Below are 11,668 nucleotides of genomic sequence, written 5' to 3' on the forward strand. Positions count from 1 at the left end.
GATTGGCAGGGGACTTTTGCCCGACAGCCTAATGCAAACAAAACACCCCCGCCAAGTATGTCTGGCAGGGGTGGTTGCTAAACCCGATCCGCTAAAACCGGTTTATCTGAATATTGTGGCAATCAGGCCGAGGTATCGACATTGCTGCCCGGGCCGTCTTCCTTGGCCGGGGCTTCGCCGGCCGGATTTTTGGTCACACCAACCATTGCCGGGCGCAGCAAGCGGCCCTTAAGCACGTAACCGGCCTGCATGACCTGTGCGACATGACCGTCCGGATATTCCGGGTTCGGCATTTCAAACACGGCCTGATGTTTGTTCGGATCAAGCTTTTCACCAAGCGGTTCAAGCTTTTCGATGCCGTTCTGTTCCATCGCCTTGAGCAGCGCCTTTTCGGTCATCTCGACACCGTCAACCAGCGTTTTCATCGCCGGGTCAGCATCGGAGGTATCACCGGCTGCTTCGAGTGCACGGCGCAGGTTGTCGCCCACATCCAGAAGGTCACGGGCAAATTTCGTGATGGCGTAGTTGCCGGCATCCTCGACGTCCTTTTTCGCGCGACGGCGGGTATTTTCCACCTCGGCGGCCTGACGCAACAGACGGTCTTTCAGTTCTGCGACTTCGGCTTCAAGGGCTGCGACCGGATCTTCGATAACAACTTCTTCGCTTTCTGCCTCGGTCGCCTCTGCTGCGACGTCTTCAGCTGCGGTTTCCTCTGCGGCATTTACATCCTGCAGATCTTCCGGATTGTTTTTTGCGGTTTCCGACATGGCTAACCTTACTACTTTCACGTTGTGCGGCCTGACACGCAGCGCCGCGATTTATCCAATCAGTCGACCGACCAGCTTGGCGGTATAATCGACCAGCGGAATGATCCGGGCATAATTGATCCGGGTCGGTCCGACAACCCCGATTGCGCCCACAATGCTGCCTTCTGCATTCTGATAGGGCGAAATCACCATCGACAGACCCGATCCGCCAAACAGTTTATTTTCCGACCCGATGAAAATCTGAACGCCTTGGGCATCCGTCGTCACATCGAGCAATTCAATCATCTGATCACGGGCCTCAAGCACGTTAAACAGGCGGCGAACGGTCTCAAGCTGTTCTATCGTATCGATATTTTCAAGCAGCTGGGACTGTCCCTTAACGATCAGAGACGATCCCTTGACCCCGCCGGCCCATGTCGCAAGGCCCGCATCAATCAGATTGGCCGAAAGATCATCAAGCTCCTGCTTGAGCTGATCACGTTCCTTTGTGATCAGTACTCTTGCATCATCAAGTGTCTTTCCAGCCAACCGGGTATTTAGATAATTCGCCGCCTCTGTCAATGCCGAGGCGGGCAAATCGACCGGTACATCCAGGATTCGGTTTTCAACCGTGCCGTTCTGCGACACCAGAACCGCAAGCACTTTTCCGGGCGAAAGCGCGACAAATTCAATCTGTTTAAGCCGGATGCCATCGGTTTTCGGTGCAACCACCAGGCCTGCGCAGCGTGACAGGCCGGAAAGCATTGTGGTGGCCTCGCCCAGCATCTGATCAAGCGAATAGCCCGCCTGTTCGCAATTCTTGGTCAACTGGTCGCGTTCGGCATTGGGAAGATCGCCGACTTCCATCAGGGCATTCACAAACAGCCGCAACCCCTTTTCACTGGGAAGGCGGCCGGCTGAAACATGCGGTGCAACCAGAAGACCCATGTCTTCAAGATCGGACATGACATTGCGAATGGTTGCAGCCGAAAGATTTTCAGACATGCGCCGGGCAATGGACCGCGACCCGATCGGTTCGCCGGTTTCGACATAGGCATCGACAATCTGGCGGAACACTTCACGTGACCGCGCATTCATATCGCCCAGCAATGTATCGTCAAAATGCGCCATTTGTTCTGTGCCAACCGGTTCAGACAAAGCTGTCTCAATGCTTTTGAGAATTTAGTCAGGCAAGGCGATGGCGTCAATCACACCGCGGGGCCACACGTGGTGAAAGCTGCATTGCTTCAAGCCCTTGGTTTGAAAACGTTGTTTGCCGACCGGGTCATTGATGTGCGAATCGGACGCAATTTTGACGGGGAAACTGCTGGACCTTTGGCGGGTGGCACCGTACTTTGGGCCAAATTTTCAGACAGTTCGCCTTTGTTGCTTTGGCACAAGGGCCTGACCTTACAAACAAGAGGTTCCCACTCATGCGCCCATCCGGCCGTACCCCCGATCAGCTTCGTGACGTAACCATTGAAACCGGTGTTTCGAAATATGCCGAAGGGTCCTGCCTGATCAAATTCGGCGACACCCAAGTTATTTGTACCGCCACGGTCGAGGATAAGGTGCCTGGCTGGATGCGCAATTCCGGCAAAGGCTGGATCACCGCAGAATACGGCATGCTACCGCGTGCCACCGATTCGCGCATGCAGCGTGAAGCCGCCCGTGGCGGCCAGTCGGGCCGTACCCAGGAAATTCAGCGTCTGATCGGTCGTTCGATCCGTGCGGTGGCCGATATGAAAGCCATGGGCGAAATGCAGATGCGTCTGGATTGTGATGTCATCCAGGCTGATGGCGGTACCCGTACCGCATCGATCACCGGTGCCTATGTCGCGGCCCATCTGGCATTTCAGGGCGTGCGCCGCCTTGGCTTGATCAAGGAAATCCCGCTGACCCAGCCGGTTGCTGCCATCTCATGCGGTATTTATGAAGGCGAGGCCGTTCTTGATCTGGATTACGCCGAAGACAGCAATGCGGGTGCTGATGCCAACTTTGTGCTGGCGGGCAATGGTGGCATCGTCGAGGTGCAGGCAACTGCCGAAGACGTGCCGTTTGATCGCGACTCTTATGACAAGATGTTCGCGCTGGCGGAAAAAGGCTGCAAAGAGCTGTTTGCCAAACAGCGCGAGGCCCTTGGCCTTTAAGCTGGAATTGCAGTTTGCGGCAGGCATCCCACCTGCCGCTTTTCACATCTGACCCTTATTGCATCTCAGGCAGAAAAATGGCGCGTCGTTTTACGGAAAAGAAACTGGTGATTGCCAGCCATAACAAAGGCAAGATCAAGGAAATTGGCGAATTGCTGGCCCCGTTCGGGATCGAGGTATTTTCAGCCGGCGAACTTGATTTGCCAGAGCCAGAAGAAACCGAAAAGACCTTTATCGGCAATGCGCAGCTGAAATCGATGGCCGCGGCAAAGGGGGCCAATCTTCCGGCACTGGCCGATGACAGCGGCCTTGCGGTTTCCGCCCTTGATGGTGCGCCGGGGATCTATTCGGCGCGCTGGGCCGGGCCGGACAAGGATTTCGACATGGCGATGGAAAAGGTCCAGAACGGGATCGGTAACCACCCGGATCGCCGGGCGTCCTTTATCTGTGCGCTGTCACTGGCCTGGCCCGATGGGCATGTCGAGAATTTCGAAGGCAAGATCGATGGCGAAATCGTCTGGCCGAAGCGCGGTCGTCACGGATTTGGCTATGACCCGATCTTCCAGCCCAAGGGATATGACGAAACCTTTGGCGAAATGGACCCGGCCAAAAAGCATGAAATGAGCCACCGTGCCGATGCCTTTGCCCAGCTGGTCAAGGCCTGCTTCGAATAAGCCTTTCACAGGCCCAAAGCCTGCATTGAACATATGCACGCATCGCTGATGTCATGATCGGCGGTGCGTGTTAGTTTATGGCCCTGCTTCCCGCATTTAAAAGAGTTCCGCGTGTCCGCACCCCTTGTCGAAACCGTGCCGTTTGGCATCTATATCCACTGGCCGTTCTGTCTGTCGAAATGCCCCTATTGCGATTTCAACAGCCATGTCGCGAACAGTGTTGATCATGCCCGCTGGCGCAAGGCGCTGCGCGCAGAGCTTGCTGCGGGTGCCGCACGTCATCCGGGGCGCGTTGTCGGGTCGGTTTTCTTTGGCGGTGGTACGCCGTCGCTGATGGATCCGGAAACCGCGGGCGCGCTGATTGCCGATATCAAGACCTTCTGGCAGGTCACGGACGATCTTGAAATCACGCTGGAAGCCAATCCGGGCACGGTCGAAATTGACCGTTTTTCGGCCTTTGCGGCGAATGGCATCAACCGGGTATCGATCGGTATCCAGGCGCTCAATGACCGTGATCTTAAATTCCTGGGCCGCGTCCATTCCGCCAAGGAGGCGCTGCGCGCCCTTGATGTGGCAACCACGGTGTTTGATCGCTTTTCATTCGATCTGATCTATGCCCGTCCGGAACATGATCCCAAGGCCTGGCGTCAGGAGCTGCGCGAAGGGCTTGATATCGCCAATGGTCATATTTCGCTTTATCAGCTGACCATCGAGCCGGGCACGCAATTCTATACCCTGCATCAGCGCGGCGAACTGGTGGTGCCCGACGAAGACCTTGCCACCGAACTTTACGAAATCACCCAGGAAGAAACCGAGGCGGCGGGGTATCGCTGTTATGAGGTTTCCAACCACGCCAAGCCCGGTCAGGAAAGCCGCCATAACCTCGTTTACTGGCGCTATGGCGATTATCTGGGCATTGGCCCGGGCGCACATGGCCGCGAAGCGGTGATTCAACCCGATGGCAGCACCATCCCGATGGCGGTGCGCCGCCACCGTGCACCGGAAATCTGGCTGGATCGGGTGGAAAAGCATGGCCATGGCACGCAGGAAGAAACTGTGCTGGATGCGGATGAACGCCTGCTTGAAATGGTGATGATGGGCTTGCGGCTTAATGAAACCATTCCGGTATCGCGTTTTGATCGGATCATTGGCAAGGCACCACGTGATGTGCTGGATTCGGAACGGCTCGAAACCCTGATCGCGTCGGGTGATCTGATCTGTGATTCTGCGGGGCTTCGGGCAACGCAGCAGGGCAGAAACCGGCTGAATGGTGTTCTGGGCTATTTGTTCGACCATTCGGCGTGATGTGAAAATCCGCGAAAACCAAGGAAAATCCGTGTGTTTTCGGCCCAAGGCGGCTTTGCGCGATTTAGTTTCACCAAACCATCAAAAAGTTGGTTGACACTTTAAGCTGACCGCGTATATTCCGCCCCGTTCCGGCGGACACCGCCCGAACAAACCAGATGCCCCTATGCCCAGGTGGCGGAATTGGTAGACGCGCTGGCTTCAGGTGCCAGTGGCCATTAGGTCGTGGAAGTTCGAGTCTTCTCCTGGGCACCATACCCCAGCACATTTCTGATGTGCTGGGGTATTGTCGTTTTGGGCCTGAAAACAGGATTGTTTTATCTCGGATTAACTTTTGCGTGTGCGAAGTTGTCCCAATACTTGTATTTGTTGTTGATGTGATATTAGATTTCACCATCCTGTAAATAAATCAGTGACTTGTTCAAAACTTGTGAGGGATTGAAACGTGGGAATAGGCGTTTGGCAGATTGTTCTGCTTCTTTTGATGGCGGTAATTTATTTCATACCGACAATAATTGCTTTCAGACGGCGCCACCCAAGCAGGGTTGTCATTTTAGTGCTCAACATTCTCGCTTTTACGATAATTCTATGGATTGTGGCACTCGTCTGGTCGCTGAAAAGCATCAGGAATAGCGATTAGCTCACATCTCAAATTTTACGAATTAAGTAAGTCGCTGAGTGCAAGAGAGCTGAGTTCGCAACAGCCGACTACATTGAAGGAAAAAAGTATAGCGTCTAGTCTGATGTCGGCGTCGATAGGATTCAGAAGAATGCAGTTTCTGTTCAATTTTAGGAATAAAACCCCACAAATGGCATGACTTTTGCGATGCGAGCGGCGGTTCGCTGTGTTAAGAACAGGCAAATTCTGACATTTGGAGAACCGCGATGACCAATTTCCTCCATCTCGGAGATCTGCCGGACGATCTTGACCTTGGCAAGGTGGTGGCGATCGACAGCGAAACCATGGGCCTGAACCCGCACCGCGACCGTCTGTGTGTCGTGCAGCTTTCAAGCGGGGATGGTAATGCTCATCTGGTCAAGTTCGATGGAGAAGATTACAGCGCCCCGAACCTGAAAAAGCTGCTGGCCGATCCGTCGGTATTGAAGCTGTTTCATTTCGGGCGTTTCGACATTGCGGTTATGGACAAATATCTTGGTGTGCGGTGCGCGCCGGTCTATTGCACCAAAATCGCCTCCAAACTGATCCGCACCTATACCGACCGCCATGGTCTGAAAGACCTTTTGCGCGAACTGGTCGGGGTCGAGATTTCCAAGCAGCAGCAAAGTTCCGACTGGGGGGCCGCCGAGCTTACCAAGGAACAGATCGATTATGCGGCGTCCGATGTGCTGTATCTGCACAAGGCCAAGGAAGAGCTTGATCGTCGTCTGGCCCGTGAAGGCCGTACCGAGCTGGCCCAGGCCTGTTTTGACTTCCTGCCGACCCGTGCGACGCTTGATCTGTCGGGTTGGGAAGAAACCGATATTTTTGCCCATTAATCATTGCGGTTAACCGCCTGTGAAGAATGGCGGTGTATGGGGTTCAATAAAATTGACCCCTACACCTGTCAGGTTCATAGTTTCGGCTCATTGGTCTTGCATAAGGGGCCTTGTGCCTTATCTCCGGGCAGGAAACGCAAACAAGAAACAGATGACAGTGACCTCTATCGCTCCCACCTCAAAAAATGCTCCCGCACCGGCGTCTGATGCCGATCTTGCGATTGCGCGCCGGGTACTTGATATCGAAGCCACGGCACTGCGCGAACTTGCAGACTCGCTCAATGGTGATTTCTGCAAGGCGATTGACCTGATCGAAGGCCTCAAGGGCCGTCTGGTGATTACCGGAATGGGCAAAAGCGGTCATATTGCCAAGAAAATCGCGGCAACCTTTGCCTCGACCGGAACGCCATCCTTCTTTGTTCATCCGGCCGAAGCCAGCCACGGCGATCTTGGCATGATTGGCAAGGATGATGCGGTTCTGGCCCTGTCCAATTCCGGCGAAACCCCGGAACTGTCCGACATCATCGCCTTTACCCGGCGCTTTAACGTGCCGCTGATCGGCATGACCCGTAAGCCGGAAAGCTCGCTTGCCAAGCAGTCCGACTGTCCGCTGGTTTTGCCGGCAAGTCCGGAAGCCTGCCCGAACAAACAGGCTCCGACGACCTCGACCACGGCGATGCTGGCCCTTGCCGATGCGTTGGCGGTGACCTTGATGGAGCGCCGCGGCTTTAGCGCCGATGATTTCCGTACTTTCCATCCCGGCGGCAAGCTGGGGCAGCGTTTGCTGCATGTTCATGACGTCATGCATGATGCAGACAGCCTGCCGCTTATTGCGCGCGACGCGCTGATGTCAGAGGCCCTTGTGACCATGACCAGCCATTCCTTTGGCTGTGTCGGGGTGCTTGGCGATGATGGCGCGCTGATCGGGATTGTGACCGATGGCGATTTGCGCCGTCATATGGCTGACAATCTGGTGGCGATGAAGGTTGGCGATGTCATGACCGCCGGGCCCAAGGTGACCCATGCCGATGCGCTGGCGGTCGAGGCTCTGGCAATCATGAATGATCGCAGCATCACCGCCTTGTTCGTTCTGGATGAAAACAAGGTGCCGGTGGGGCTTGTCCATATCCATGATCTTCTGCGTTCGGGAGTGGCATAAGCAATGAGTATCGAAGGCACGCCAAAGGTCGCATCGCAAAGGGCCGAAGGCCTTTCGCGCGACCGGCTGCCTTCCGGTCGCCGCGAGGTGCGTATCAATCCGTTGCGACGGATGATTGTCACCATGCTGAAATTCGTTCTGCCGATGATTGCGCTGGCGCTGATGGCGCTTGTGGTGCTGTGGCCGCAGATCGAACAGGTTCAGGATAGCGGCTTCCGCCTTGGGTTTTCGACATCCCCCGAAGATCTGATGGAAAATGTTGCCATGAGCAACCCGCGTTTCTTTGGTGTGGATGGCAAAAAGCAGCCCTTTACCGTGACCGCACGCGAAGCCATTGAAACCCCGGAAACCCAGGAACGCAACGAACATATCTATCTGGATGCGCCGCAGGCTGACATCACCCTGCAAGACGGATCCTGGATCGCGCTTACCGCCAATGAGGGGTTCTATACCGAAGAAAACGGGATGCTCGATCTTGTTGGTACGGTCAATATGTATCACGATAACGGCTTTGAAATTCACACCGAAGAAGCTGAAATCGCTATGAATTCCGGTTCTGCAAGCGGGACAGTGCCGGTCGATGGCCAGGGGCCGTTCGGCACGATCAAATCCGATTCCGGGTTTGAACTGGAAAACAAGGGGGCGGTGATCCGGTTTCTCGGGAAGTCCAAACTGGTGATTTTCGATAGCGCATTGAAAGGGAAGTCATGATCGCAATGGGGCATCTGAGCCGAAAAACCGGAACGCTTGTTGCGGCCCTGATGCTTGGTGGTGCTGTGCTGGCTCTGTCGGGGCTGCCAAACGGTGCAAAGGCCAATCCGCTGGGGCTGGCGCAAAATGGCAGTGGCGGTCTTGAAGTCGAATCCGATAACGGCATTGAATGGCGTCGCAACGAACAGGTCCTGATTGCCCGCGGCAATGCGGTGGCCAAGCGCGGGACATCGCGCGTCGATGCCGATGAGCTTCAGGCGCTGTATCGTGATCGCGACGGCAATAGCGAGATTTACCGCATCATTGCGATCGGCAATGTCAAACTGTCATCGGATACCGATGTCGCGACCGGCGACAAGGCAGTTTATGACATCGATCAGGCGGTGGTGGTTCTGACCGGTGATAACCTTAAATACACCACGCCAAAGGAAACCCTGACGGCGCGTGACAGCCTTGAATATTGGGAGACCGAGCGGATTGCAGTGGCCCGTGGCAACGCGGTTGCAACCTCCGAGGACCGGACCCTGCGTGGTGATACGCTGACAGCACGGTTTGAACCGGGCAAGGACGGTGCAAACGAGTTGCGCCGCATTGATGGTCAGGGCAATGTGAATATTCGCACATCCACCGACTTTGTCGTGGGCGATCAGGGCGTTTATGATGCGAAAACAGGTATCGCCACATTGATCGGATCGGTTAAGATCACCCGCGGAGAGAACCAGTTGAACGGGGATCGCGCGGTTGTTGATCTGAATACCGGTGTCAGTCGTCTGACGGCAAATGGCAATGGTGACGGCAAGGCCCGGGTTCGCGGCCTGCTGGTTCCTGAAAAAGATGAAAATAAAAGCCCGGCTGGCGCCGGGACCGGTAACTGAGGAAAGGTCGGTAATTTGTTCTGGTCGCGCAAGGGCGTAAAATCCGATGACGCAAAGACGCAAGGCGCGTCTGCCGGTGCACAAGCATCCTCAGGGGCGGGGACCGCAGGTGGTCCGCGGCTGATTACGACCAACAAGGGGCTTGTGGCGCATAATCTTGGCAAAAGCTTCAAGAAGCGCCCGGTTCTCAAGGATGTATCTGTGTCTGTTCAGCGCGGCGAGGCTGTCGGCCTTCTCGGGCCGAACGGTGCTGGCAAGACGACCAGTTTCTATATCATTACCGGGCTGATTTCATCGGATCGCGGGACAATTTCCCTTGATGGGCGTGATATTACGGCAATGCCGATGTATCAGCGTGCGCGCCTTGGAATCGGCTATCTGCCACAGGAAGCATCGATTTTCCGTGGTATGACAGTCGAACAGAACATCATGGCGGTCCTTGAGGTGGTCGAGGATGACCGCATCAAGCGCGAACAGAATCTTGAAGATCTTCTGGCCGAATTCGCCATCGAACATTTGCGCCGCACGCCGGCACTTGCGCTGTCGGGCGGGGAGCGCCGCCGTTGCGAAATCGCCCGGGCCCTGGCAGCACATCCGAACTTTGTTCTACTTGATGAACCACTTGCCGGGATTGACCCGATTGCAGTGGGTGATATCCGTGATCTTGTCCGCCATCTGAAAGATCGTGGCATTGGGGTCTTGATTACTGACCACAATGTGCGCGAGACTCTCGACATTATTGACCGGGCATATATCTTGCATGACGGTCGGGTTTTGATGGAAGGTGGTCCTGACGAAATCGTCAGAAATGATGATGTTCGAAGGGTTTATCTGGGTGATCGTTTCAGTCTCTGATCACGATACCAGACGAAAACACCAGACAGACATAACAGTCTTGGGGGAGTTCGGATTGACACGGGGTAGTGCATAAATGGCCCTGAAGGCGCGGCTCGATTTACGTCAGTCCCAGTCTCTTGTCATGACGCCCCAGCTGCAGCAGGCGATCAAGCTGCTGCAATTCAATAATATTGAGCTTTCCAATTTCATCGACAGCGAACTTCTGGAAAACCCGTTGCTGGAACGGGCTGACCCCGGTCAGACCTTTGCCGAGACCGGTGACGGGGCTGTTGGCAATGGCGATGACGGTATCGACAGCCGATCCAGTGACAATTTCACCGACCGCGAAGACCGGTTTGGCACTGATCGCCTGACCGCAAGTGAAACCATGGGCGGGGATGACGGCCCGCTTGATGTGTCAAGCGACGCGCTTTACGACGGTGAAGGTGAAGTTTCGCGCAATGGCGAACCGGTCGCGGGCAATCACGACTATGCGTCGCCCTATGGCGGCGGGACCGGTGGATCCGGGGCGGGCAGCAGTGATGATCTGCCCGGTCTTGAACAGACCCTGGCCGACGAGGCGACGCTGCGCCAATCCCTTGATGATCAGCTCAATATCGCCTTTGCCGATGCCATGTCGCGGATGATCGGGTCCTATCTGATCGATATGCTTGATGAAAACGGCTATGTCGGCGGTGATCTTGATGAGGTGTCCGAGGCCCTGGAATGCCCGCTGGCGGAGGTCGAGCGTGTTCTTGGCATCATGCAGGGGTTCGAGCCGGTCGGCATTTTCGCCCGTGATCTTGCCGAATGTCTTGAATTGCAATTGCGCGAAATGAACCGGTTTGATCCGGCAATGTCGGCATTGCTTGCCAATCTTGATCTGCTGGCAAAGCGCGAATTTGACCGGTTGCGTCGGGTCTGTGGTGTTGATGCCGACGATCTTCACGACATGATCGCCGAGATCAAGACACTGGATCCGCGCCCGGGGCGCACAGCTGATGGCGAAGTGGCAACCCCGGTCATCCCCGATGTTCTGATGCGATCGGCGGGGAATGGCAACTGGCATCTGGAACTGAATTCCGAAGCCCTGCCGCGTGTTCTGGTCAATGAAGACTATGTCGCCCAGATCGGATCGGGCCTGCGCGACCGCGAAGAACGCAGCTTCATGAGTGAAAAGCTGCAAACCGCGAACTGGCTGGTCAAGGCACTGCATCAGCGTGCGACCACCATCATGAAGGTCGCCAGCGAAATTGTTCGCCAGCAGGACGGGTTCTTTACCCACGGGGTATCGCATCTGCGGCCGCTTATTCTGCGTGACATTGCCGAGGCCATCGGCATGCATGAAAGTACGGTGTCGCGGGTGACCAACGGCAAATTCATGGCGACACCGCGCGGCATGTTCGAGCTGAAATACTTCTTTACCACGGCAATTTCGTCATCTGATGGCGGGGATGCCTATTCGTCCGAAGCGGTTCGACACCGGATCAAGTCATTGATTGATAACGAAGATCCGAAAAAGATTTTGTCTGACGACAAACTCGTTGAGTTGCTCGGGAAGGAAGGGATCGACATTGCCCGCCGAACAGTGGCAAAATACCGTGAAGCGATGCGCATTCCTTCGTCGGTCCAGCGTCGGCGCGAAAAAAAATCACGTGCTTCCTAGCATCGTTTTTTCGAAAATTTGTACTGTAACGTACTGCAATCAAAGGAA

General features: G+C 55.4%; 12 protein-coding genes and 1 tRNA gene. 11 read left to right on the top strand and 2 right to left on the bottom strand.

All coding sequences use genetic code 11. From position 1 onward, the window contains the following. Nucleotides 1-122 precede the first annotated feature (122 nt). Nucleotides 123-767 carry a nucleotide exchange factor GrpE gene (grpE, locus tag WA429_RS00550; RefSeq protein ID WP_101246636.1) on the bottom strand — a complete coding sequence of 215 codons (645 nt, stop codon included), beginning with the start codon at nt 765-767 and terminating at the stop codon, nt 123-125. Between the two features lie 51 nt (nt 768-818). Then, nucleotides 819-1,877, bottom strand: a complete 1,059-nt coding sequence (gene hrcA, locus WA429_RS00555) for a heat-inducible transcriptional repressor HrcA (RefSeq protein ID WP_101246635.1) — start codon at nt 1,875-1,877, stop codon at nt 819-821. Nucleotides 1,878-2,179: 302 nt separating this feature from the next. On the opposite strand from hrcA, the gene rph reads away from it, so the two are divergent. The 11 genes from rph (at nt 2,180) to rpoN (ending at nt 11,620) form a co-directional block, all read left to right on the top strand. After that, nucleotides 2,180-2,896 carry a ribonuclease PH gene (gene rph / locus WA429_RS00560; protein WP_286886513.1) on the top strand — a complete coding sequence of 239 codons (717 nt, stop codon included), beginning with the start codon at nt 2,180-2,182 and terminating at the stop codon, nt 2,894-2,896. A gap of 77 nt (nt 2,897-2,973) precedes the next feature. Continuing rightward, nucleotides 2,974-3,570, top strand: a complete 597-nt coding sequence (rdgB, locus tag WA429_RS00565; protein WP_101246633.1) for an RdgB/HAM1 family non-canonical purine NTP pyrophosphatase — start codon at nt 2,974-2,976, stop codon at nt 3,568-3,570. 111 nt (nt 3,571-3,681) lie between these two features. Then, the gene (gene hemW / locus WA429_RS00570) at nt 3,682-4,875 is read left to right on the top strand and encodes a radical SAM family heme chaperone HemW (protein ID WP_206926495.1); all 1,194 of its coding nucleotides are present in this window, start codon (nt 3,682-3,684) and stop codon (nt 4,873-4,875) included. A 168-nt stretch (nt 4,876-5,043) separates the two neighbouring features. After that, nucleotides 5,044-5,130: transfer RNA gene (locus WA429_RS00575), tRNA-Leu, on the top strand. 229 nt (nt 5,131-5,359) lie between these two features. Beyond that, on the top strand, nt 5,360-5,515 hold the full coding sequence (locus tag WA429_RS21405) for a superinfection immunity protein (RefSeq protein WP_353799156.1): 156 nt from the start codon (nt 5,360-5,362) through the stop codon (nt 5,513-5,515). A 245-nt stretch (nt 5,516-5,760) separates the two neighbouring features. Then, entirely contained in the window at nt 5,761-6,372 is a 612-nt protein-coding gene (locus WA429_RS00580; protein WP_101246631.1) for a ribonuclease D, read from the top strand. A gap of 151 nt (nt 6,373-6,523) precedes the next feature. Then, nucleotides 6,524-7,531 carry a KpsF/GutQ family sugar-phosphate isomerase gene (locus WA429_RS00585; RefSeq protein ID WP_101246630.1) on the top strand — a complete coding sequence of 336 codons (1,008 nt, stop codon included), beginning with the start codon at nt 6,524-6,526 and terminating at the stop codon, nt 7,529-7,531. 3 nt (nt 7,532-7,534) lie between these two features. Further along, nucleotides 7,535-8,242, top strand: coding sequence for an LPS export ABC transporter periplasmic protein LptC (lptC, locus tag WA429_RS00590; RefSeq protein ID WP_101246629.1), 708 nt, complete (start codon nt 7,535-7,537; stop codon nt 8,240-8,242). Further along, the gene (locus WA429_RS00595) at nt 8,239-9,117 is read left to right on the top strand and encodes an LptA/OstA family protein (RefSeq protein ID WP_114112084.1); all 879 of its coding nucleotides are present in this window, start codon (nt 8,239-8,241) and stop codon (nt 9,115-9,117) included. Before lptC ends, WA429_RS00595 begins: the two co-directional genes overlap by 4 nt. Nucleotides 9,118-9,132: 15 nt before the next feature. Next, the gene (gene lptB / locus WA429_RS00600; protein WP_114112083.1) at nt 9,133-9,972 is read left to right on the top strand and encodes an LPS export ABC transporter ATP-binding protein; all 840 of its coding nucleotides are present in this window, start codon (nt 9,133-9,135) and stop codon (nt 9,970-9,972) included. Between the two features lie 76 nt (nt 9,973-10,048). Continuing rightward, entirely contained in the window at nt 10,049-11,620 is a 1,572-nt protein-coding gene (rpoN, locus tag WA429_RS00605) for an RNA polymerase factor sigma-54 (protein ID WP_287464543.1), read from the top strand. Nucleotides 11,621-11,668 lie beyond the last annotated feature (48 nt).

This window comes from Thalassospira sp. CH_XMU1420-2 (genome assembly GCF_037029325.1).
GTDB lineage: Bacteria > Pseudomonadota > Alphaproteobacteria > Rhodospirillales > Thalassospiraceae > Thalassospira > Thalassospira povalilytica.